Origin of the sequence: Brevibacterium otitidis (genome assembly GCF_042429315.1) — a bacterium.
Classification (GTDB): domain Bacteria; phylum Actinomycetota; class Actinomycetes; order Actinomycetales; family Brevibacteriaceae; genus Brevibacterium; species Brevibacterium otitidis.
Genome location: NZ_JBHMAU010000043.1, coordinates 1 through 22,423, shown reverse-complemented (window position 1 = coordinate 22,423; position 22,423 = coordinate 1). Strand labels below are relative to the sequence as shown.

Below are 22,423 nucleotides of genomic sequence, written 5' to 3'. Positions count from 1 at the left end.
GCACCAGCCGGGGTCAGCCGCAGAGCCCTCGGGCATCTTCTGAAAGAACAGCCGTCGGCCTGTGTCAGCGAGTTCCACGACCCGACGGGCCACTGGCTGCTCATGCACGATCCCGAAGACAACGAGTTCTGCATGGTGTGAACCACCTCATTGTGTGAACTACCGCGGGACCGGTGACCGACGTTGCGAGCCAGGCTGTATGCCGGATGGACCTGTGCGCTTCGGGAGTCGGGCGCGCTCTAGATTGAGCCATGCTCCGACGACTCGCCACCGACGCCTTCTGGCGCTTCAGCCGCTGGACGCTGCGCACCCAGCCGGCACCGACTCAGCCGACGATCCTCATCGGCGCACCTCACACCTCGAACTAGGACTTCATACTCATGCTGAGCATCGCCTGGGAGCTGGGCATCGATGTGCGCTGGATGGGGAAAGAAGAGCCTTTTCCGCTCCTGGCACGGGCCGTTCATGCGCGCCACCGGCGGCATCCCGGTCGACCGCGACAATCCCAGCCGCGTTGTCGCCGAGGTTGTCGAGGCTGCCCGCGCTGGTGAGATCTTCGGGCTCGTCATCACCCCGGACGGCACTCGCAGCGGGCACACTCACTGGAAGTCCGGGTTCTACCGCATTGCTCGTAAGACCGGCATGCCGGTGACCCTGGGCTGCGTCGATTCGACGACGCACACGACCGGGCTCGGCCCGACCCTGGAGATGACCGGCGATGTCGCAGCCGATATGGATCGGATCCGGGCCTTCTACGCGGATAAGACCGGCATCCGCCCGCACCGGCAGGTGACACCGCGGCTGCGCGATGAGTCCGGCGGGCCGCTCGACGGGCGAACGGTCGCCTGATCAAGGATTGCCGAAAGTTCTCGACAGCGGCGCCGAGGTGGTGCGCCCGCTGTGATCAGATGAGCGTGGCGTTCGCCGTTACTTCTGGCGCGACTTCTCGGGGCATGTCGTCAACGCCGGCACACACATCTGAGGTTCGATGACGATCGCCCAGCGGACCGACGCGGGAGGCGGTGACCGACGGCGTTCTCATGGGCAATCTGGGCCGTCGGGGTTCTTGGTGCAGTCCTCGTCGACGAGGTAGCGCACGTACCGGTAGATCTCGACTGGCACCGGTGTCGAGGCGATCTCAGCGGTACCGGGGATGTCCTCCCATGCTCCGCCGTCGACACGGAACTGACCGACGTAACTGGTCGTCAGATTGATCGTGTACTCACCGCTTTCCGTGTAGGAATGGCTGATATCGGCGTCGTGTGCGTATCTGGGCTTGCGGCCGGCTGAGGTCGTGGTGGTTGTGTTGCCGTCACCGAAGTTCCATTTGTATTGCGCTGGCGTCACCCGGATCTCGACTGTGTATCCGGCGAGCTCCATCGTCTCTGTCCGCGAGGAATTGTTGCCGGCCCATACGGCTACTGGCTTGTTCACCACACCCCACCCTTCGGGCATGACGAAGATGTCAGACGGCGGGATCGAGGTCTCCCCGACATCTTCCCATGTCACATCCGGTGGAGGCTCCACATAGAAGTCTGTGTCAGGCGGGCTGTTGCTGTCACGATCCGGCGACGGCGGCCGCCGTCGCTCACACTGCCTGGCCCGGCTCCCCGGGTCGTCCTCGAGCAACTGGCAGGTCCGAGGACCGGAATCAGCGTTGTTGTCCCGGCGATCACGATCGGAATTGTCGCCGTTGCGGTTGCCGCCGTCGTCACCGCGGCCCGAACCGTCGCGGTCCTTCTTCGGTGGTGTCCGATCGCGTTTTGGCCCCTTCTTGCTGTCTTTACATCTGATTTTGAACCGGTCTTTCGCGGTCTTTGAATCACATGAATTTGCAATTGAAGGCACCGGCGAAGGAACGGCGATGATCACACCCACGAGCACCATTGTTAGAGCCGCAAGAATCGCGATGTACAGCCGGATCAGTCGCATGAGTATTCCGTAAACTCGATATCTGTTAGGGACCAGCCGGAATTCGAGCCGTCCAGCGAATAGCGGACAATACTAGGGTCCGTGTCACCGCCGCTGAGAGATTCTCCATCTTTATCCAAGAGATCAAAATTACTAAAATCCAAACAGGACTCGAATACTGCTTCTCCGTCTGCGCCAGACGACTTCTCCAGTTCATCCAAATGATGGTAGCGATGCGAGACTCCTCCAACGGCAACTTCACCCGCGACCGCCATCGATCCGAACGACTCGACGTGCTCGTCACGCAACTCTCCGCTCGTGTACTGAAGCGCTCGGTCAGGCTCCCCTCCTGAGTCAGCCAAAACCGCGTTGTTCGCCTTGATGTAACTGACCAGCACGTCGTAAGCCTCATCCGCCGCCTTCTTCTCATCCGGCGTGAGGTTCAACTCTGTTTCGTACGGAGGCTCGGTGAGTTCGGGGCTCGGATCCGCATCGGCGGTGGGTGAAGCAAACGAGGGGGTCGGCTCTGCTTCCTCGGCACCGGTGCACCCACTAGCGACCAGCACAAGCGCACTCAGCGACGCACCCATCACCACGCCTCGTCCTCGGTATTGCATCCTGTCGACTCCTCTTCCGGTTAAACCAAAACTAGGTCACTCATACCTGCGAAGGAATAGCCGAAACGGAACTGTGGACAAGGACCAGTCAGAGCCGCACCGTCTCACGGATCCTGACCAGGACTTGAGAACGAAGGCACACATCACCATCCGCATGTGACCTTCATCACGGTAGCAAAATGTTCGGCGACGTGGAACCAGGGGCACGGGCACCCAACGGCACCATCGACCAACCCTCCGGGCCTGAAACTCGCTCGTGACATTGCGGTGCCGTACATGCACCAATCACGGTGCCGTACACGCGCCACTCACACGGCCACCGTGCTAAACGGAATGTGGATCCATCCCTTTGTCAGGGCATCTTTCTGCTCTGCCGCTGTCGGCACGCGCGTGCGCCCGTCTGCCGCCTCGACGGCCACCAAAGCAGAGATGACCGCATCGAGAGCGTCATCCGATGACACGCAGACCGAATCGTATCCGTTGCGGTCAACTGCGCACCGCCTGTTCAGCCCCGCCACGATGTCCTCCCGCAGCCCTGCGTCCCGCTTGTAGCCGCGCAACGGAAGCTGCCACACTTTCAACGCTGCCGCCGGGTACGCCTCACACACCCGCCCGGTGCCATCGCGTCGGCAGTCGATGCCGCGGTCGCGCAGGCGCGCCTCGACTGCGGCCCAGCGCAGCGCCGGGTAGGCAATCCGGTCGGCTGCCACACTCAAGGGCGTGAGACCGCACCACTGGTGCACCAGCTGATCCGTCCGGCGCAGCACCATCCCCCGGCGCCACCGCACATCTGCTGCCATAGGCGCCGAGTGCTGCTCCAGTGCATGATCCGCGAGGAAGTCAACGAACCCCACCGGCCAGCCGAAGGGCACATCAATGCCGGCTTTCGAGATCCCACTGAGCATCTCGATGAGCTCCTCATCAGCGAGCCCACAGCCGGTGTCTTCCACGACGACCCGGCCCTGCGGTGTGCGCTGCAGTCGGGCGAATCCAGTCCTGCCCGGTTCGGCAGCGAGATCGACTCCAACGAAGACTCCAGCTTCCCACGGCACCGTCACGACGTGTCACACCTCCCAGCGCACCTCGTCAGGATCCTTGTCCTCACGCCAGCCCCGCCAGGCGGCCTGCCGGACCCGGCCCTGCCGCGTCCGCCCGGCAAGCGCCACCTCGGCGACGAGCGTCGGCCTCACCCACCATGCGTCAGCCTGGTCGTCGGCCGGCACATCGTCGACCGGCGGGGTCTTGCGCTCAAGTTTGCGCAGCTTCGCCTCGATCTCAGCCCGCTGCCGGTCGGTGAATCCTGTTCCGACCCGGCCGGCGTAGCGCAGCTCGCCGTCACCATCGGGCACGGCGACAAGCAGCGAACCGATCCCACCAGCCCTTGCACCCTTCCCGTCGCGGGCGCCGATGACGATGACCTCCTGGTGCAGCTGCGTTTTGAGTTTGACCCACGCTGAGCCGCGCTGGCCGGTCAGGTAGACCGAATCGGCGCGCTTGGCGACGACCCCTTCGAGCCCGAGCCTCCGGCTGGCCCTGATCGCCGCCTCCAGCGACCCCTCGTGCGCCGGCGGCACGGCGACGTACTCGCCTTCGCTCAGCACCTCGGTGAGGATCTTCCGGCGGGCCCGGTAGGTTTCGCGGATGAGCGAGCGGCCGTTGTGGGCGAGGATGTCGAAGACCATATAGCGCAGCTCGGCGTCCTCAGGCACGTCGTCCTCGCCGCTGAGCATCGCCTGCAGCAGACTGAAGTCCGGTCGCCCATCCGCGTCGAGCGCGACGAGCTCCCCGTCGAGGACCCCGGTGCCCTCCATCAGCTCAGTGAGCTCGCCTGCCTGCGGGAACTGCGCGCTCATATCCTGGCCGTTGCGGCTGGCGAGCACCACTCCCCCGGTCCCCACAGCGGCGAGCGTCCGGTAACCGTCCCATTTCATCTCCGCAACCCACGTCTCCCCAGCACCCTTCCCGAGGCGAATGTCGGCCTCCGAGCCCGCGCGGGCGAGCATCGGGGCGGGGATGTCGCTGAGTACCGGTTCGTCCCCGGAGTCCCGGCCAGCTGCGGAAGGCGACGCCTTCTCGCCGCGCTCCCCAGCCTCGGGCGCGGGGGCGTCCCGGTCGCCGGGCTGGTCCTTCATCAGCTGCAGCAGCCACGTGTTCTTCCCGTCCATCCCCTTCGTGCGGATGAGCGCGTACCGGCGCGGCACACCTTTGAGCCCGCCGTCCTCGCGGCCGTGCAGGACGGCGATGATCTCCTTGTCATCGCGCCACTTCTCGCGCTCATAGGTGCCGGCATCCCAGATGGTGACCTCGCCGGCGCCATACTCGCCCTTGGCGATCGTGCCTTCGAAGCTGCCGTATTCGAGCGGGTGGTCCTCGGTCTGGACGGCCAGCCGGTTGACATTGTGCTTCAGCGGCACGCCCTTGGGCACCGCCCAGCTGACGAGCACGCCGGAGTGCTCCAGCCGGAAGTCCCAGTGCAGGCTGCTGGCGTGGTGCTCCTGGATCACGAAGCTCGGGTCACCCGTTCCCGAGGTGTCGGCTGGCCTGTGTGCCGGGACTGGTTCGCTGGTCTTGGCGGGATCGCGCATCGACCGGTAGGTCTCCAGTCGGTCCGCACCGAGGTCCGCGATTGGGTCCAGGCCCTCTTCGACGCGGGTGAGCACGTCGTCGAACTCCAGCTGCGCAAGATCAGGATCGGCCAGTTCCTCCCAGGTGCGCGGGGCGGCGACGGTGGGGCGCAGACGGCCGCGCAGCGAGTAGGGGCTCACGGTGGTCTTCGAGGCGCTGTTCTGACTCCAGTCGAGGAAGACCTTGCCGGTCCGGTCGGACTTCTTCATCGTCGAGACGACCTCATCGGGGTGGTCGGCTTCGAGTGCGCGGGCGAGTTCGTGGGCGACGTCGGAGATCTGCTCAGAGTTGTGCCGACCGTCGAGAGCGGCATACAGGTGGATGCCCTTCGAACCTGAGGTCACCGGGTAGGTCGGCATGCCCATGTCCTTGAGGATCTCCCGGCACCAGGTGGCGACGGTGGCGCAGTCGGTGAGGTCGGTGCCCGGGCCGGGGTCGAGGTCGAGGACGAGGCGGTCGGGGTTGCGCGGCTGGCCGTTGCGGCCGAAGCGCCACTGTGGGGTGTGCAGTTCGAGGGCTGCGACTTGGCCGAACCACGCAAGTACGGCCGGTTCCTCGGCCAGAGGATAGGTGTTGGTGCCGCTCTTGTGCTTGATCGTGCCGGTGGGGGTCCAGTCCGGGGCCGAGTCCTCCAGGTCTTTGCGGAAGAAGGCATCCCCCGCCTCGGCGGCGGTGCCGACCCCGTCGACCCAGCGTTTGCGGGTGACCGGCCGGCCGGTGATCTGCGGGATGAGGACGTCAGCGGCGGTGAGGTAGTAGCGGATGACGTCGGCCTTCGTGGTGCCAGTCTCCGGGTAGAGGACCTTGTCGAGATTGGAGACGGTGAGCGTGCGGTCTCCGACCTGGAACTTCTTGCGAGCTGGCGCCATCGTGGTCCCTTTCTGCGTAGAATTCATGCTATGCGAGCGATATGGACCGGCGCCATCACCTTCGGGCTCGTGAACGTTCCCGTCAAGGCCTACAGCGCTACGGAGAATCACGACGTGTCCTTCCACCAGGTCCACGATGCCGATGGCGGGCGGATCCGCTATGAGCGGCGCTGCGAGGTCTGCGGTGAGAAAGTCGAGTACAAGGACATCGACAAGGCCTACGAGTCTGATGACGACACCGTCATCGTCACTGATGATGACTTCGAGGCGCTGCCGGAGAGCGACAATGACGAAATCGAGGTCGTGCAGTTCGTGCCGACCGAGCAGATCGATCCGATCATGCTCGACCGCACGTACTATCTGGAGCCGGCGGCGAAGTCGCCGAAGTCGTATCTGCTGCTGCGTCATGCGCTTAACGACAGCGACCGGACCGCGGTGGTGACGTATTCGCTGCGGCAGAAGACCCGGCTGGGTGTGCTGAGGGTGCGCGGGAAGGTGCTCGTGCTGCAGGGCATGCTGTGGGCCGATGAGGTCCGCAGCGTCGACTTCAAAGGAGTGAAGTCGAAGGCGAAGATCAGCAGCAAGGAGAAGGAGCTCGCCGGCGCGCTGGTCGAGCAGTTCGCCTCGGATTTCACCCCCGAGGAGTTCGAGGACGATTACCAGGTCGAGCTGCGCAAGCTCATCGACGCCAAGCTCAAAGCCGGTGACACCCTCGATACCGAAGCGACCTTGGGTGAGACGCCTGACGAGGCCGATGAGGACGACGGCGATGACGCGGACGTCGTCGATCTGATGGAGGCGCTGAAGTCCTCGCTGGACCGCAGGCGCGGCGGGTCGAAGCAGAAGTCGGGCGGGTCCTCGAGCGGCAAGAAGGCCGGTGGCAAGAAGTCCGACGAAAAGAAGTCGGGCGGGAAGGAGTTTTCGAAGAAGAAGTCGGATTCGTCGAAGAGCGCATAAGCTTCTGATTCGGCGTGATCGCCCTTCCGCGCCGGCAGAAATCCGGTAATGGGATCATGACGGACTTTGCACTGCAGCCACCGCAGCCGGCTCCTCTGCGAGGAGACGAACCATTCGACGGAATCGATGCAACGGTTCTCGACTTCTGGCGATACGCACTGTCGAACTTGAGGGTGAACAACGTGCGCGGATACATCGCCGAGTTCCTCGTCTCTCGCGCGGTCGGCGCTGTCGGATCTCGAATCGAGTGGGACGCCTACGATGTGGTCACACCTGGGGGAACCACAATCGAAGTCAAAACATCCGCCTATATCCAGGCATGGGAACAGCGCACAGCCTCACGCATCAGCTTCAGCGGCTTGAAAGGACGCATTGGGACACCGCCTCCGGTCTGAGTCGCGAACAAACATACAACGCCGATATCTACGTGTTCGCAGTGCACACTGCACAGACGCACGAAGAGTACGACGCGCTCGCCGTCTCGCAATGGAAGTTCTACGTACTGCCTCGCCGCATCCTGCAGAAGCTCGGCTATTCGTCTATCAGGCTGCCGACGCTCGAACGGCACGCTGGTCAGGCCGTACAGTACTCCGGCCTAGCCGAGGCGATCAGAACTACGGTCTGAGAACAGACCTGCCGATGCCGCTTCCCGCGGGCGGCGCTGGCAGGAGCTTCGGGGGCAGCGAACGGGGAAGCTGGCGCGATCGACAGACGGGTAGAGCGCGAAACCGGATTCGGTTTCAGTGAGGACCATGTTCTCACTTCCACGCCTCGGGCGAGTGAAAGGCCGCCCCAACCGCTGTGATAGAGCTCTTAGGCGTTGAGCACGTAGCGCAGCGTCTCGACAACCTGCTCGGTGGTGGTGCACCAGCCTTGGGCGCCGGCGTCGACTTCCTTGAGCGCGTGGACGGTGTCCTCGTCGTGGAGGGTGATGTAGGGGGTGCCGAGCGCCGCGCAGTATCCGGCGTCGAAGGCCGCGTTCCACTGCTTGTACTTGTCGCCGAAGCGCACGACGACCATGTCGCTCTTCTCGATGAGGGTGCGGGTGCGGATGGCGTTGATCTTGGCGGACTGGTGGTCGCGCCAGAACGGGCTCGGGGTCTCGCCCAGGTGGTCGCCGGCTGCATCGCTTGCCGGGTGGTCGGTCACCGGGGCGGTGAAGACGACATCGAGTCCGGCGGCTTCGGCACCGCGTTTGATCTCCTCCCGCCAGTCGGTGTGGATCTCGCCTGACAGATACACATTGAAGCTCACAGCTGCCTCCTTGAAAGAGATGCGGTTCTCCTCCGCTGCTGTCAGCCTAACGCAGTCTCACGCAGCCGGGCCGGTGCCGCCGGTCACTTCATGTCGTCGGTGTCGACGACAGCGCTGCTGAGCTGCTCGCCGTAAGCGTTGAGGGCTTCGACGACGATGTGCTCGAAGGACTGCGCTGGAGCGGCGGATGCGTCTTCATCCTCGTCCTCGTCGTCGCTGCGGCTGGCCGCCTCGGGCAGTTCGATCGCCGTTTCGAACCCGGTGCGCTTGCTGGTGGCGACTTCGGCGAGCGTCGAGGAGTCGCGGAGGGTGGGCGAGGACTGGTTGTCGAACATCGTGATCGACCCGTCGGCCTGACGTTCGACATCGTGCTGCCAGGCGAAGTAGACGCCGTCGCCGAGCTCGAAATCGGATTCCGGCCCACCGGCGGTCCAGTTGACCTCGCCGGTCTCTCGGTCGAGGTTGTAGAAGGCGTGGGTGTTGCGCGCATTCACCAGCAGCGAACCGTCCTCATCGACGCTGACGGAGTTGCCGTGGAAGTAATCGAAGGGCTTGTCCTCGGTGCCCATGCCGTCTTCGAACTTGCGCTGGAACGCGGTGACGGGGATGTGCTCGAGGGAGCTCCAATCGAAGACCACCTCGCCGGTCTCGATGTCGATCTCCTGCACGACGCCGTCCCACACCCAGCCGTCTGCGTCGCCGCCGAATGAGGTGAGATCAGCCTGCTTCGGCACATATGACATCAGCAGCACGGTGCCGTCTTCGGTCAGAGTCGTCTCATGGAGGTCGACCTTGCGGTGCGGCAGGTCGCCACCGGTGCCGACACGCGCGATCTCCTCATAGGTGTCGTCGACGATGACGACTTCGCCTTCAGCCAGCGGGGTATCGACGAAGCCCTCCCACCAGGTGAGCACGTTCTCGCCCTTGTGCTGCTGGACCCGCAGATCCCAGCCGGCGGTGTTGCCGTTCGTTTCGGCATCCTCTTCGATCCACACGGGTTCGCCGGAGCTGTCGACGATGAGCCGACCGGACCAGACGTCGGTCTCCCGCGACTTCGGGCCGATGAAGAAGTACTGTTCAGCACCATCGACACTGAGGTCGAGGGGTTCGCCCTCGACGGGCGGTGCGGTGAGATCCGGGCGGCTGGCGTATTCGGTGAGTTCGACTGACGCGCCAGTCTTCCCATCACCGCCGGTGCAGCCGGTCAGGGCGATCGCCAGGATCGAGGCGGCCCCGGGGGCTGCTCGCGAACGGTGACGTGACATCGGGGTCATGAGATGTGCTCAGCTCCTCAGCACGCGCCACGGCAGCGCAGCGGTCAGTGTGGCCGGCCGGTTATGGGCAGTCTCACCTGCAGCTTTGCAGTTCTTTCGGCAACGCAGCGTGCGGCTCGGCGCTGGGATGATCAACAGACGTCTACGACGTATAGGTTGCATGCGCGCTGATATCTCAGCCAGGGCTGTCGGCGCCTCCGACAGGGCTGCGACAGAGCTGCGAAAGGGCTGCGACAGGGGGCGCTCCCCCACTCAGGCTTGTGCGCTCCTCAGATGCCAGCGGATTCCATTTCCGGACGTGTGTCCGGCACATGTGTGCAGATTGGGGCTGGAAGTTCCTGCACGAGCTTCGATAGAGTGGGAGCACCCAGTCGGCCCGTCGAGGCCGCGAAGAGGCGATCAAGTTGCGGTTTCCCCACCGCAGACCGTGGCGCAGGGATGCGAATGAAGCTTGCCGGCCATCCGCGCACAGGGCGCGGGTATCAGATGGCATTGGGGATCCAAGAGGTGAAAGGACCTCGTATGCCATCGATGCATATCTTTGTATTACCCGTTGATCGCAAGCTTCCAGCTGTCCGAAGCACCCATGCAACCGGTGATTGCGGCCTGTGCCTGCTCGCCAAGCCCACATCAGAGCCGGATCAGAGAGAATGCGCCCAGAGCCGTGACGCTGCATAGCTGCGAAACGGGCGCCACGACTCGACGCGCACAGCATCGCGCTCTGGACTGACAGCACTGAGGGTGCGGCGCAGCACGGCATCCGTCATGGGGAAGGCATCCGGATCTGTGCCTGCGCGGATCGCGAGATAGTCCACGGTCCACGGCCCGACACCATAGACGGCGCGTAGCTCGTCTCGCGCTGGCAGCACTGTGTGGTCGGCGGCCGCGGCAAAGAGCACGGCGACCTCGTGCACGGTGCGCGCTCGTACGCCGGTGAGCCCGACCGCCGCACGCACCTCGTCGATCGGCGCGGCGGCAAGAACTGCCGGCATCGGGAAGCATCGGAGCCCGGAGTTCGGGGTGCCCTCGGGCGGATGGGCGCCGTAGGCGGCGACGAGCCGTGCTGCGAACCGTCGCCCGGCGGAGAGGGAGACCTGCTGACCGAGCACCGTGAGGATGGCCGCTTCGAACGGGGTATGGAACCGGGTGATCCTGATGCCCGGCCGCCGCGCGACCTGCTCGGCGAACAGAGGGTCCGCGCCGAGATGGGCGTTGACGGGGGTGAGATGGGTGTCGAGATCAAACCAATGCCGCACCCGCCTGGTGATCTCAGCATTGATGCCCTCGTCGTGGGTCGCTGTCGAGACGGTCGCACCGTCCGCGTCGAGACGCACCGCGACCGGATGCGGTTCGCCGTGGATGTCGATCCAGCGGGTCAGTTCCGCCTTCTCCGTATCAACGTGGTGCAGGCCGTCGACGGCGTGCGCAGCGAGCGTACCGAGCGCCGCATCACGGTCGACCGGGCCGGTGGCGTCGATCCTGAGCTGCGAGACCTCGCTCATGCGGGCCAGACGCCGGAGGAGCCACGACGGTGCGAGCCGATGAGGTGGGTGTCGATGATCCCGATCGCCTCCATCAGCGCGAACATCGTCGTCGGGCCGACGAAGGCGAAGCCCTCCTTGCGGAGCGCTTTGGAGAGGGCGACGGACTCGGGAGACTTTGTGGGGATCTCGGCGAATGTGCGCGGGGCGGGTGTCTCGGACGGCTGGAACGACCAAACGAAATCGGCCAGTCCGCCTTTGTCGCGCAGCCGGAGCGTGGCGTTCGCGTTCGTGATCGCGGCGCGGATCTTCGCCCGGTTCCGCACGATCCCCGCATCGGCCATGAGCCGTTCGATCTCGGTCTCCCCGTAGCGGGCGACCCGTTCGGGGTCGAAGTCATCGAATGCTGCGCGGAACGCGGGCCTTTTGCGCAGGATCGTCGCCCATGACAGCCCCGCCTGGAACGCTTCGAGGCTGATGCGCTCGTACATGCCCTGCTCGTCGCGCACGGGCATGCCCCACTCGGTGTCGTAGTACTCGCGCAGCAGCGGATCGACACTCGCCCACGCCGGGCGTGCGAGTCCGTCTTCGCCGATGACGATGCCCGGATCGTCTGCTGCAGCGGGTTCTTCGACGGGAATCGTGGGAGTCAAAGCTGAGATCCTTCGTTCGTTCGGTGTGGTGCTGATGCGGTGGGATGCGGCGGCAGGCCCGGGTCAGCCGCCGAGCCCAGTGACGCGCATCGTGATGTTGATCCGGCCCGATGCGAGGCCGCATTCGCGAGGTGCCGTGCCCGGATAGACCTTCGTAACGCCGTGATACGCAAGGCGCGACGGTCCACCGAACACGAACAGGTCGCCTGAGGCCAGCTGAAGATCCTGGTACGGCTTGCTGCGGGTCTCGGTGTTGCCGAAGCGGAACCTGCAGGTGTCTCCGATCGACAGCGACACCACCGGGGCGAGGGAGCGTTCGTCCTTGTCCTGGTGCATGCCCATCCGGGCGATGTCGTCGTAGAAGTTGACCAGTGCCGTGTCGGGCGTGTAGTCATCGCCCGCATGCGGATCACTTGTCGCCGCGACGAGAGCCTTGCGACCCAGGCGCACCATCCAGTCAGGGAAGTCGAGCACCCGGTTGCCGTTCACGTCGACGGCTTCGCGGGTGTATTCGTACGGTCGCCAGTGCCAGCCGAGACAGACCGTGCGCACGCTCATCTCGTGGCCGCGCACCTTCGCCGCCCGGATCGGCACCGGACCGTTCACCCACTCGTGGAAGCGGGCGACGATCCAGCGCTGCTGTTCCAGAGTCAGCCATCGTGGAACGTAATGCGCACCGGCGGGCAGCTCCGGCACGGGTCGGTCGATCGTGTCGTCTCCGAACAGGGTGCTCACCGTATGCTCCTCCCGACCTCGGGGCAGTGCAGATGCTCCATGGTCTCATCTCAGATCGGCCACAGCGCTCGGCACCGCGGTGCGCATCGCCAGCGGTCTGGACAGTCGGTGTCTGTGCATCATCGGGCCTGATCTCGCGTGTGCTTCCATGCGGCGTACTTTTCTGGCAGGCACGTGCCACAGGGACGGAACCCTGCAGCGATCGCGGTGGCTTCATCGGCGAAGAACACCCGGTTCGTCACGTAGCCGCCCTTAGCGATCGAGCGCAGCGCCGACGGGCAGTCCATGCGCCCGTAAAGGCGACCGGCGCGGTGACCGCCGAGCGCGCCCGGAGTCGCGCTCTCGTAGGGCGTACGATCCGCCCCGAGGAGCGTGTACGTCTTGCCGGTCATCACGGCCTCATGCAGCATCGTGGAAGACCAGCGCGAGCGTGAACCGCTCACCGGAACGGATCGCCGAGACGCCGTGCCGGACGGGGGCCGCCGACCAGCCGCGCTTGGACTCCACCGGACGATCCCGCGTGGTGAACACGTACCCATGCCCCTGCGGCAGCAGGAATGCGGTGCCTCTCGACTGCGCCCTGGGGCGCTGCTCCAGTAGGAGGAACTCGCCTCCGGTGTGGTCCACACCGGGGCTGTTGAGGTTGATGACCACCTGCAGAGGGAACACGAGATCGCCGTAGAGATCGCGGTGCAGCGCGTTCCAGTCCTTCTCGCCGTACTTCAGCAGGATCGCGGTGGACTTGTCCTGCCCGGCCTCATGACACATGTCCAGCCACGCGTTCAGGGTGTCCGGCCAGATCGCCTCGCGGCCGAGTTTGGACCACCAGTCGCGGGCGATCGGCAGAAGGCGCGGGTACAGGGCCTGCTTCAGCCCCTCGATCGGCTCCGGGTAAGGGGCGTGGAAGTACTTGTACTGGCCCTCCCCGAAGCGCACACGGCCCATGTTGACCGTCTGCCGGAACGCCTCATCCACGTCGTAGAGCCCGCGGATCTCCTCGGCCTCCTCCGGAGTGAGCAGCTGCGGCAGCAGCGCACCTCCGTAGTCGTTGAGCTCCGCGGTGATCGATTCCCAGTCGCCGGAGTCCACGCGTTGTGCGTACACGTCCGGAGCGTTCGTCTTCGCGTTCATGCGGCCTTTTCCAGCATCAGCAGCGTCGTCTTCGCATCAAGGCCGCCGATGTACCCGCCCAGGCTGCCGTCGGTGCGCAGCACCCGGTGGCAGGGCACGACGACCGGCAGTGGGTTGGTCGCGCACGCCGTGCCGACGGCGCGCACGGCCTTGGGGTTGCCGACGATCTCGGCGATCTCCTTGTACGACTGCGTGCGGCCGTAGCTGATGTGCGGCAGGTAGCGCTGCACGGTCTGCCGGAATCCCGAGGACATCGCGTAGTCCAAGGGCACGTCGAAGGTGTGCCGTTCACCTGCGAAATACTCGTCGATCTCAGCGGCCGCCGCGTCGAGGCGGCGGGGCCCCTCCAGCACCCGCGGGCTGATCTTCCGCGCCAGCGACTCCAGCACCGTGTCGAAGTCTTCGCGCTCGAACGCGACACGCACCAGGCCCTTTTCGGTCGCGGCGAGCAGCAGGCGGCCCACCGGCGTGTCGATCGTGCGGTAGGCGACGTCGAGCAGGCCGTGCTCACCGGCGAGTGCGGTCAGCCGCGTATGCAGGGTCTCCATCGCGCCTGGGTCGATCGGGAAGAGGGAGGCGTGCTCGGCTCCCGTGGTTTCGTTCATCGGACGACTGATCCCGGATGGAGTGATGTCTGTCATCGGGATGCTCCTTTCGTGTGCTCGTCCGTGTGATAGGTCTGTCTCAGTCTCCTGATGCCGTCTGCCGCTGCTCGGCGCACCGCATCCGTGCTGCCGCCGATGAGTTCGGCGGTCTCGGCGTGCGGCAGCCCGCCGAGGTAGTGATAGGCGACTGCGAGCCGCTGCCGCTCCGGAAGCGCCGCAACCGTCGCCCACACCTCGTACTCGTCGGCGCCAGGGCTGCCCACCGCTGAGACCCGTTCAGGGAGATCGTCGGTGGGGATCGCATGCCGTGCACGTGCCCTGGTGATGTCGATCGCCTTGCGGCGCGCGACGCGCACCAGCCATGCCTGCACGTTCGTGTCCTCGGGAAGGTCTGGCCAGGATCGCAGCGCGGCGAGGAATGTCTCCGACCAGGCGTCGTCGGCGTCTGGTCCCGGCCCGAGCACGGCGCGGCAGACCCGCAGCACGGCCTCACCGTGCCGCGTCACTGCCTGTTCGAATGGCTGTTTCATCTTCATCACACGGTAGACGTTCCAGCAGCGAGAAACGTGAGATCCGATCTTCTAGAACAGTCGCGATCCGGTCGCCTCGGCGGGCTCTTCCAGCTCCAGCAGCCACCGCTTGCGCTCCAACCCGCCCGCATAACCCGTCAGCGACCCGTCCGCACCGACGACGCGATGGCACGGAATGAACACACACAGCGGGTTCCGCCCGACTGCTTGCCCCACGCGCTGCGCCAGACGCCGGTCCCCCAGCTGTTCCGCGAGAGCTCCATAGCTCGTGGTCTGTCCATACGGGATCGACCGCAGCAGCAACCACACCTGCTTGGAGAAGTCGTCCCCGCTCACGCGCAGCGGCACATCGAACGGCTCCCGCTGACCAGCCAGATACGCATCCAGTTCGGCCTTCGCCCTGACGAACACCTCGTCCGCATCGGCCTCCGCCCGGGCGCCGAACACCGACGCGTTCGGCAGATGCCGGTGGCCGGGGAAGTACAGCCCAGTCAGCTCATCGCCTTCAGCAACGACAGTCACCTCATCCAGCGCCGAATCGATCACTGTATGTCTTGTGTTGCGCATGCCCCTCACCTCTCCCTCATTCACGATGAAGACGCACGAGGAACACGAAACGTGAGATGCACGTCGCGACGCACACGTTCGGCACAGGCATCAGCGATCTCAGGCAAGGATTGGCACGCTCGTCCGAGCCGCAGGACTCAGCCGAACAACCGCCCGAAGAAGCCCTTCTTCTGAGGCTTGAGGGCTTCGTTCCCGAGGTGCTCGTGCCCGGGCGCGCTCCCGGGTTCGACTTCGAGTCCGGTGCCGGCGAGGGCGTAGACCTGGCCCTCGAGTTCGAAGATGTCGGGGCTCCCCGGAACCGAGGCAAGGGACGCGAGCGTATCGATGAGCAGCTGACCGTCCACCTCAACGTCGCCGTCAGTGCGGAACACAAAGGAGTCTTCCTGCGACAAGGGCTCGCCTTCGTCGGTCACTATCTCGCCGTCCGAGGTTTCCAGGACGCGGGCGGCTCTCCCGTTGTCAAACACGCGGAACACCGCATACCCAACCGAATCGACGGTGCCCGCGACAACGACGCGGCCCGGCAATTCGGTGCTCGTCCCCTCGAACTGCTCGGCCACCTCGGCGGCGCCGTCAACGATGATCGTGTGGCCACCGTGCCGGGTGACGAGGACGCGATCATCGGCTGGGTTGAGCATGACCTCCGAGGTCGCGGCGGTCTCGGGCCGCGGATACAGTCCCACAGCGGTGAGTTGGGCATCGGTCAGCTCAGTGTCGGCGATGACAGCGGAGACGCTCAATCCCATAGTTGTCACGCTACTGCAGGCTCCCAGCCGCCAGGGCGATCGTGGAACGTCATTCTCGCGGGTCGTGAGATCGGGTTTCGGGCCCGGTGATCTTCTCAGCGTTCGGGTTGAGCGAGGCTGCGGCGAAGAAGCCCTCGAAGGTCGTCTCGGCGGCCAGATGCCCATCGATAGCGCCATCGTCGAAGCCGGCGAGCCACGTGATGACCTGCCGCAGCTCGGCCTCGGTGCGGCCCTTCTTCTCCAGTTTGGTGACGTAGTGGGGGTAGACGGAGGCGACGCTGGTCGTGAAGATGCGGCTCAAAGTCGCTCAGTGTAGTGATGCGCGTCGTCGTGATGCTCGACGCAGAGGCGGCACCGGTGGGACAATCGATGCATGGCCGGCTATCCGTGTCTCAAGCAGGTCGTCCTCGACGCCGAGGACGTCTTCGAGCTGGCCGAGTTCTACCGGCAGCCGCTCGGTCTGCGCTATCCGCCCGGCCGCGATCCCGAGACCTGCGAGCATGCGGATCCGATCGACTGGCTCAACCTCATCAGCGCTGACGGGCGGACTGAGATCGCGATCCAACTGGCCCACCCCTGCCGCGCTCGACCTGGCCGGATCCCGCGGAAGCGCTGTAAGTCTTCGCCGATCCGGCCGGCCACCCGTTCTGCATCTTCGTCCACGCCGAGGCAGTACAGGCCGTCTCGCACCATCAGACCTGAACCATGACGCTGGAAGGCAAGACCATGGCACGCACGTTCACTGTCACCTTCGATGCCGGCGATCCGAAGGCGCTCGGCGACTTCTGGCAGCTGGCACTCGACTATGTCCGCGAGCCCCCACCTGATGGCTATGCCACCTGGGAGGAGCAGCTGCAGGCCTGGAACCTGCCGCCTGAGCACCGGAACGACGCCAATGCCAGCGTCGACCCCACCGGCACGGGCCCGCGGCTGTTCTTTCAGAAGATGCCCGAGGGCAAGACCGTGAAGAACCGCATTCATCTCGACGTTCACGTCGGCGACCGGGGCCCCGGTGAGGCCATGGACATCGAGGCGATGCACGCCCATGCGGAGCGTCTCGTCGAGGCCGGGGCTGCGTTCATCGGCGAGTTCCACGACCCGCCGGGCCACTGGCTGCTCATGCACGATCCTGAAGACAACGAGTTCTGCATGGTGTGAGCCACCTCGGGACCGGCGACCGACGTTGCGCGTCTGGCTGCGCGCCGGATGGACCGGTGCGCTTCGGGGGCCGGGAGTGCTCTACGGTTGAGCTATGCTCCGACGACTCGCCGCCCGCGCCTTCTGGCGCTTCAGCCACTGGACGCTGCGCACCCAGCCGACACCGACCCAGCCGACGATCCTCATCGGCGCACCCCCTCGAACTGGGACTTCATACTCATGCTGTGCATCGCCTGGGAGCTGGGCATCGATGTGCGCTGGATGGGAAAGATAAGCCTTTTCCGCTCCTGGCGCGGGCCGTTCATGCGCGCCACCGGCGGCATCCCGGTCGACCGGGACAATCCCAGCCGCGTCGTCGCTGAGGTCGTCGAGACTGCCCGCGCTGGGGAGATCTTCGGGCTCGTCATCACCCCGGACGGCACCCGCAGTGGGCACACCCACTGGAAGTCCGGGTTCTAGCGCATCGCCCGCGAAACCGGCATGCCGGTGACCCTGGGCTACGTCGATTCGACGACGCACACGACCGGGCTCGGCCCGACTGTGGAGATGACCGGTGATGTCGCAGCCAATATGGACCGGATCCGCGCCTTCTACGCCGACAAGACCGGCATCCTCCCACACCGGCAGGTGACACCGCGGCTGCGCGATGAGTCCGGCGGGCAGCTCGGCTGGCGCATGGTCGCCTGATCAGGGATTGCAGAAAGCTCTCGATACCGGTGCCGAGGTGGTGCGCCCGCTGGCATCAGAGGATTGGGGCGTGCGCCGGTTCTTCTGCCGCGGCTCCTTGGGGCGTGCCGTCTGACACCTCGGGGGCCGCCAACATCGGCACTTACATCTGAGGTTCGAGCGCGACCGCCCAGCGGACCGACGCTGGAGGCGGTGACCGCCGGCGTTCTCATGGGCAGTCGGGGCCGTCGGGGTTCTTGGTGCAGTCCTCGTCGACGAGGTAGCGCACGTATCGGTAGATCTCGACTGGCACCGGTCTCGATGCGATCTCAGCTGTGCCGGGAATGTCCTCCCATGCTCCGCCGTCGACACGGAACTGACCGACGTAACTGGTCGTCAGATTGATCGTGTACTCACCGCTTTCCGTGTACGAATGGCTGATATCGGCGTCGTGTGCGTATCTGGGCTTGCGGCCGGCTGAGGTCGTGGTGATTGTGTTGCCGTCACCGAAGTTCCATTTGTACTGCGCTGGCGTCACCCGGATCTCGACGGTGTATCCGGCGAGCTCCATCGTCTCTGTCCGCGAGGAATTGTTGCCGGCCCATACGGCTACAGGCTTGTTCACCACACCCCACCCCTCGGGCATGACGAAGATGTCAGACGGCGGGATCGAGGTCTCCCCGACGTCTTCCCACGTCACATCCGGTGGAGGCTCCACATAGAAATCTGTGTCAGGCGGGCTGTTGCCGTCACGATCCGGCGACGGCTGCGGCCGGCGCTCACACTGCCTGGCCCGGCTCCCCGGATCGTCCTCAAGCAACTGACAGGTCCGAGGACCGGAATCCGCGTTGTTGTCCCGGCGATCACGATCGGAATTGTCACCGTTGCGGTTGCCGCCGCCCCGGCCCGAACCGTCGCGGTCCTTCTTCGGTGGTGTCCGATCGCGTTTTGGGCCCTTCTCCTTGTTCTTGCACTTGGCTTGAAAGCTGCGATCCCAAGTTTGCCCTTTACACCCGCCAGCCTCAGCCGGGGGCACGGCATGTGTGGTCATCAACAGCCCGCAAACTAGAACCATCGTGAGGGCACGCAGAAGTGCGGTCAGCATGTCTCGTCCGTATTCCGCAACTCAGAGAACTTCCATCCACCGTCCTCTTTGGAAACTGTGTAAACAACGATGAACGGGCGTGTGTCCTCGCCAGCTTGCGACTGGCCGGCTTCGTCAACAAGATCAAAAGCGCTGAAATCAACACACGACTGAAATTCAACGTTTCCCTCGCCCGGTTCCGAACCCTGAATCGAGACGTCCGACACCTCGTGGTACTTATGAGTTACGCCACCAACTACCCTCAGCCCATCTTGCTCAAAATCGCGAAAACTGCTGCGATACTCACTCTCAACTTCTCCAGAAGCATACTTGAGTGCACGCTCGGGATTGCTCCCAGAATCAGCACCTACTCGGTTGTACGCGTTGATGAATTTGACCAAGATGGCGTAAGCCTCATCCGCCGCCTTCTTCTCATCCGGCGTTAGGTTCAACTCTGTTTCGTACGGAGGCTCGGTGAGTTCGGGGCTCGGATCCGCATCGGCGGTGGGTGAAGCAAACGAGGGGGTCGGCTCTGCTTCCTCGGCACCGGTGCACCCACTAGCGACCAGCACAAGCGCACTCAGCGACGCACCCATCACCACGCCTCGTCCTCGGTATTGCATCCTGCCGACTCCTCTTCCGGTTAAACCAAAACTAGGTCACTCATACCTGCGAAGGAATAGCCGAAACGGAACTGTGGACAAGGACCAGTCAGAGCCGCACCGTCTCACGGACCCTGACCAGGACTTGAGAACGAAGGCACACATCACCATCCGCATGTGACCTTCATCACGGTAGCAAAATGTACGACGGCGTGAAACCAGGGGCACAGATACCCGGCGGCACCATCGGGCAACCCTCCGGGCCTGAAACTCGCTCGCGACACTGCGGTGCCGTACATGCACCAATCACGGTGCCGTACATGCACCACTCACACGGCCACCGTGCCAAACGGGCTCTTCAGAGTTGAGTGTGGGTTGATGCGTCCAGGCCGCCAGCGATGAGGAGCATTCGTAGCTGGTAGTTCTCGAGGTTGTGGAACCTGCGAGCGATCCGCCTGCCGAGCTCGATGAGCCCGTTGACCGCTTCGGTGCCACCGTTGCTGGCACCACCGGTATCGAAGTACGCCAGGATTGTCGTCTTCCATTTCCGCAGCGTCCTGCCCAGTCTGGCGATCTCTGGGATCGGGCACGTCGGCAAGGCCTCGATCACGCGGGCGGCCAGCCTGCGCCCTTGAGCGTGAGTGTCTTGGTGGAACATGTCACGGATGTCCTGGGCGCACTGGTAGGCGACTTCGACACTGATGTGGTCCTCATGCGCGACGAAGGCCGCTTGCAACCGTTTCTGTTGTCGTTCGGTGAGGCGTTCTCGGCTGGCCCGTAGAAGGTTGCGGATGCCGTAGAGCGGATCGCCCTTCCGGCCCCGGTGCCTGAGTGTCTGCTGTTGGACGCGCCTGCGGACGTCATCGACGGCGTTGGTGGCGAGCTTGACGATGTGGAATGCGTCGAGGAAGCAGGTGGTGTCGTCGAGTTGGTCATCGATCGTGTTCTTGTATCCCTGGAACGGGTCCAGCGTCGCAATCTGCACACCGTTGCGGAAGCTGGGCCCGCGTGCGGTGAGCCAGTCCTTGTACACCGTTGCTGAGCGTCCCGGGACGAGATCCAGCAGACGTGCCGTCGGGTGCTGGTGGCGGGTGAGGTCGACCATGCCGGTGAGTTCCTTTCGGCCCTCGCCGGCGGGGGTCCGTGTGATGCCAGACGTGCTCGTCGACGCCGAGAACCTCGACGCCGTCGAACCGTGCCGGATCGTCAGCGGCGGTGTTGAGCACTGGCCGGATCTGGGACCACAGGGTGTTCCAGGTCGTGCCCAGCTGGCGGGCCAGTCCCTGGATAGAGGCGTTCTCATACCGCAGCTGGCGGATCGCCCAGGACACCGCGCGGGTTGTCAGCAGGGCGCGTGGGGCGGCGACCTGCGTGTTCTGCTCGGTGAAGGTCACGACCGGGCAGGCGGACTCGCGGCAGATCCAGCGGTGTTTGCGCCATCGCAGGCGGGCAGGCCGTCCAGCGGATGGGGCGTCGATCAGGGTCACGGTGATGCGTCCGTGGCCGGTCGGGATGACGCCGCATCCGGGGCAGCCGGTCAGCCAGTCGCAGGCCTCGATGTCGAGGACGACGGCGGTGTCGGTGACCTCGGCGTGGATGAGGTGGAAGTCAGGCAATCCGAGCAGGACGTCACACCTGGCACAGCGATCCAGAGCAACAGCGCAAGGGCACGTAGAATTAGGCATTGTCGAGGTCCTTGAGATCAGCGGGGGTTAAAGCCCACTCATCATCAGGGACCTCGACGCTTATCCCCAGCACCCCTGCCCGACCGGCGTGCCCACACTCAACTCTGAAGAGCCATTCGGGCTCTTCACAGATGAGGGTGTAGCGGTCGATGGCGGTGTGGGCGCGTCGGTCCGGGGATAGACATCGAGGTCTTCCGAAGATGGAAGTTCTTACGCTCACCATCTGGAAGACCTCGACGTGCCCAACGCTACCTTCACTGCGCCCGATCTCGATTCGTTCTGTCAGCTCGACCGGCTCGGCCTGACCGCGACTGGACAGTCGATCGACGCCGACCGCTCGATTCTCGAATGCCGCGTGCTCGATCCAGACAACTGGTGCCACCAGTGCGGTCAGCAGGGCGTCTCCCGAGGAACTGTCATCCGCCGCCTCGCCCACGTCCCGCTTGGCTGGAGGCCCACGATTTTGCAGGTCAGAGTGCGCCGCTACCGTTGCCCGGACTGTCGCAGCGTGTGGCGGCAGGACACCCCGGCCGCCGGGAGAGCCTCGCGCCGTGCTCTCCTGGCACGCGGCACTGTGGGCGCTCAAGGGCGTGGTCATCGATCGCTTGTCCGTCGCGCGGGTCGCCGCCGGCCTCGCGGTCGCCTGGAACACCGCGAACGACGCGATCCTGGCCGCCGGCCAAAAGCTGTTGATCAACGATCCCACCCGGTTCGACCGGGCCCGCGTGATCGGCGTAGACGAACACGCGTGGTCCCACACCCGCCGGGGCAGCAAGCACGTCACCGTCATCATCGACCTGACCCCGATCCGCGACGGCACCGACACCTCTAGACTGCTGGACATGGTCCCGGGACGATCGAAGAAGGTTTTCAAGGCCTGGCTCGATGCTCAGACCGCAGAGTTCCGTGACGGAGTCGAGGTCGTCGCGATGGACGGATTCTCCGGTTACAAGACCGCGACCGCCGAGGAGCTGCCCGAGGCAACAGCGGTGATGGATCCCTTCCACGTCGTCGCCCTGGCCGGCGAGAAGGTCGATCAATGCCGCCAACGCGTCCAGCAGGCCACCCTCGGCCATCGTGGGCGGTCCGGGGACCCGCTCTACGGGATCCGGCGCGTGCTGCACACGGGCGCGAACCTGCTCATCGACAAGCAGATCACGCGCCTGAAGGCCGTGTTCGCCAGTGATGAGCACGTCGAGGTCGAGGCGACCTGGGGTATCTACCAGCGCATCGTCGCCGCCTACCGCCACCCCGACCGCGCTGCCGGGAAGAC

The 22,423-nt window shown here is 64.8% G+C and carries 22 protein-coding genes and 5 pseudogenes; 8 read left to right on the top strand and 19 right to left on the bottom strand.

The window, feature by feature from the left end; all coding sequences use genetic code 11:
• The first annotated feature begins 380 nt into the window (after positions 1-380).
• Positions 381-849 (top strand): annotated as a pseudogene (locus tag ACFFN1_RS06005) (1-acyl-sn-glycerol-3-phosphate acyltransferase).
• Between the two features lie 189 nt (positions 850-1,038).
• Here ACFFN1_RS06005 and ACFFN1_RS06000 read toward each other — a convergent pair.
• The 4 genes from ACFFN1_RS06000 to ACFFN1_RS05985 all read right to left on the bottom strand — a co-directional run bounded on the left by ACFFN1_RS06000 (position 1,039) and on the right by ACFFN1_RS05985 (position 6,022).
• Entirely contained in the window at positions 1,039-1,932 is an 894-nt protein-coding gene (locus ACFFN1_RS06000) for a PKD domain-containing protein (RefSeq protein ID WP_376839526.1), read from the bottom strand.
• Complete coding sequence (locus ACFFN1_RS05995) at positions 1,923-2,528, bottom strand: hypothetical protein (RefSeq protein ID WP_376839524.1); 606 nt, start codon at positions 2,526-2,528, stop codon at positions 1,923-1,925. The genes ACFFN1_RS06000 and ACFFN1_RS05995 overlap by 10 nt, the downstream gene beginning before the upstream one ends.
• A gap of 308 nt (positions 2,529-2,836) precedes the next feature.
• Positions 2,837-3,580: a DUF429 domain-containing protein gene (locus ACFFN1_RS05990; RefSeq protein ID WP_376839588.1), complete on the bottom strand. Its 744-nt coding sequence runs from the start codon at positions 3,578-3,580 to the stop codon at positions 2,837-2,839.
• Positions 3,581-3,592: 12 nt separating this feature from the next.
• Positions 3,593-6,022 (bottom strand): ATP-dependent DNA ligase, encoded by a 2,430-nt coding sequence (locus tag ACFFN1_RS05985; RefSeq protein WP_376839522.1) that lies wholly within the window; start codon positions 6,020-6,022, stop codon positions 3,593-3,595.
• 30 nt (positions 6,023-6,052) lie between these two features.
• On the opposite strand from ACFFN1_RS05985, the gene ku reads away from it, so the two are divergent.
• Genes ku through ACFFN1_RS05970 form a run of 3 tightly spaced genes read left to right on the top strand, consistent with a single transcriptional unit; the run spans position 6,053 to position 7,604 of the window.
• Complete coding sequence (gene ku, locus ACFFN1_RS05980) at positions 6,053-6,979, top strand: non-homologous end joining protein Ku (RefSeq protein WP_376839520.1); 927 nt, start codon at positions 6,053-6,055, stop codon at positions 6,977-6,979.
• A gap of 56 nt (positions 6,980-7,035) precedes the next feature.
• Positions 7,036-7,374, top strand: coding sequence for a hypothetical protein (locus ACFFN1_RS05975; protein ID WP_376839518.1), 339 nt, complete (start codon positions 7,036-7,038; stop codon positions 7,372-7,374).
• Between the two features lie 41 nt (positions 7,375-7,415).
• The gene (locus tag ACFFN1_RS05970; protein ID WP_376839516.1) at positions 7,416-7,604 is read left to right on the top strand and encodes a hypothetical protein; all 189 of its coding nucleotides are present in this window, start codon (positions 7,416-7,418) and stop codon (positions 7,602-7,604) included.
• 188 nt (positions 7,605-7,792) lie between these two features.
• On the opposite strand, the gene ACFFN1_RS05965 is transcribed toward ACFFN1_RS05970, so the two are convergent.
• From ACFFN1_RS05965 to ACFFN1_RS05910, 12 genes and pseudogenes are all read right to left on the bottom strand, one after another.
• A complete protein-coding gene (locus tag ACFFN1_RS05965) occupies positions 7,793-8,233 on the bottom strand; it encodes a YtoQ family protein (RefSeq protein WP_376839514.1) in 441 nt (146 codons plus the stop codon).
• An 83-nt stretch (positions 8,234-8,316) separates the two neighbouring features.
• The gene (locus ACFFN1_RS05960; protein ID WP_376839512.1) at positions 8,317-9,507 is read right to left on the bottom strand and encodes an arylsulfotransferase family protein; all 1,191 of its coding nucleotides are present in this window, start codon (positions 9,505-9,507) and stop codon (positions 8,317-8,319) included.
• Between the two features lie 641 nt (positions 9,508-10,148).
• Positions 10,149-11,009 carry a DNA-3-methyladenine glycosylase family protein gene (locus ACFFN1_RS05955; protein ID WP_376839510.1) on the bottom strand — a complete coding sequence of 287 codons (861 nt, stop codon included), beginning with the start codon at positions 11,007-11,009 and terminating at the stop codon, positions 10,149-10,151.
• Entirely contained in the window at positions 11,006-11,650 is a 645-nt protein-coding gene (locus ACFFN1_RS05950; RefSeq protein ID WP_376839586.1) for a DNA-3-methyladenine glycosylase I, read from the bottom strand. The genes ACFFN1_RS05955 and ACFFN1_RS05950 overlap by 4 nt, the downstream gene beginning before the upstream one ends.
• Positions 11,651-11,704: 54 nt before the next feature.
• Positions 11,705-12,376 carry an alpha-ketoglutarate-dependent dioxygenase AlkB family protein gene (locus ACFFN1_RS05945; RefSeq protein WP_376839508.1) on the bottom strand — a complete coding sequence of 224 codons (672 nt, stop codon included), beginning with the start codon at positions 12,374-12,376 and terminating at the stop codon, positions 11,705-11,707.
• A gap of 119 nt (positions 12,377-12,495) precedes the next feature.
• Positions 12,496-12,768, bottom strand: coding sequence for an Ada metal-binding domain-containing protein (locus tag ACFFN1_RS05940; protein ID WP_376839507.1), 273 nt, complete (start codon positions 12,766-12,768; stop codon positions 12,496-12,498).
• A gap of 7 nt (positions 12,769-12,775) precedes the next feature.
• Complete coding sequence (locus ACFFN1_RS05935; RefSeq protein ID WP_376839506.1) at positions 12,776-13,507, bottom strand: 2OG-Fe(II) oxygenase; 732 nt, start codon at positions 13,505-13,507, stop codon at positions 12,776-12,778.
• Entirely contained in the window at positions 13,504-14,148 is a 645-nt protein-coding gene (locus ACFFN1_RS05930; protein ID WP_376839505.1) for a methylated-DNA--[protein]-cysteine S-methyltransferase, read from the bottom strand. Before ACFFN1_RS05930 ends, ACFFN1_RS05935 begins: the two co-directional genes overlap by 4 nt.
• Positions 14,145-14,642, bottom strand: coding sequence for an RNA polymerase sigma factor (locus ACFFN1_RS05925; RefSeq protein WP_376839504.1), 498 nt, complete (start codon positions 14,640-14,642; stop codon positions 14,145-14,147). The genes ACFFN1_RS05930 and ACFFN1_RS05925 overlap by 4 nt, the downstream gene beginning before the upstream one ends.
• A 51-nt stretch (positions 14,643-14,693) precedes the next feature.
• Entirely contained in the window at positions 14,694-15,209 is a 516-nt protein-coding gene (locus tag ACFFN1_RS05920) for a methylated-DNA--[protein]-cysteine S-methyltransferase (RefSeq protein ID WP_376839502.1), read from the bottom strand.
• Between the two features lie 137 nt (positions 15,210-15,346).
• Positions 15,347-15,955, bottom strand: coding sequence for a DUF6928 family protein (locus ACFFN1_RS05915; protein WP_376839500.1), 609 nt, complete (start codon positions 15,953-15,955; stop codon positions 15,347-15,349).
• A gap of 82 nt (positions 15,956-16,037) precedes the next feature.
• A pseudogene (locus ACFFN1_RS05910) lies at positions 16,038-16,256 on the bottom strand (DUF2200 family protein); the annotation flags it as partial.
• Between the two features lie 72 nt (positions 16,257-16,328).
• Here ACFFN1_RS05910 and ACFFN1_RS05905 point away from each other — a divergent pair.
• The 3 genes and pseudogenes from ACFFN1_RS05905 to ACFFN1_RS05895 all read left to right on the top strand — a co-directional run bounded on the left by ACFFN1_RS05905 (position 16,329) and on the right by ACFFN1_RS05895 (position 17,800).
• Positions 16,329-16,664, top strand: a complete 336-nt coding sequence (locus ACFFN1_RS05905; protein WP_376839499.1) for a hypothetical protein — start codon at positions 16,329-16,331, stop codon at positions 16,662-16,664.
• A 17-nt stretch (positions 16,665-16,681) separates the two neighbouring features.
• Entirely contained in the window at positions 16,682-17,113 is a 432-nt protein-coding gene (locus tag ACFFN1_RS05900; RefSeq protein ID WP_376839497.1) for a VOC family protein, read from the top strand.
• A 94-nt stretch (positions 17,114-17,207) separates the two neighbouring features.
• Positions 17,208-17,800 (top strand): annotated as a pseudogene (locus ACFFN1_RS05895) (1-acyl-sn-glycerol-3-phosphate acyltransferase).
• 208 nt (positions 17,801-18,008) lie between these two features.
• Here ACFFN1_RS05895 and ACFFN1_RS05890 read toward each other — a convergent pair.
• The 3 genes and pseudogenes from ACFFN1_RS05890 to ACFFN1_RS16860 form a co-directional block, all read right to left on the bottom strand.
• Positions 18,009-18,497, bottom strand: a complete 489-nt coding sequence (locus tag ACFFN1_RS05890; RefSeq protein WP_376839495.1) for a PKD domain-containing protein — start codon at positions 18,495-18,497, stop codon at positions 18,009-18,011.
• A 380-nt stretch (positions 18,498-18,877) separates the two neighbouring features.
• The gene (locus ACFFN1_RS05885; RefSeq protein WP_376839494.1) at positions 18,878-19,486 is read right to left on the bottom strand and encodes a hypothetical protein; all 609 of its coding nucleotides are present in this window, start codon (positions 19,484-19,486) and stop codon (positions 18,878-18,880) included.
• A 337-nt stretch (positions 19,487-19,823) separates the two neighbouring features.
• A pseudogene (locus ACFFN1_RS16860) lies at positions 19,824-21,150 on the bottom strand (ISL3 family transposase).
• A gap of 238 nt (positions 21,151-21,388) precedes the next feature.
• On the opposite strand from ACFFN1_RS16860, the pseudogene ACFFN1_RS05870 reads away from it, so the two are divergent.
• A pseudogene (locus ACFFN1_RS05870) lies at positions 21,389-22,423 on the top strand (ISL3 family transposase); the annotation flags it as partial.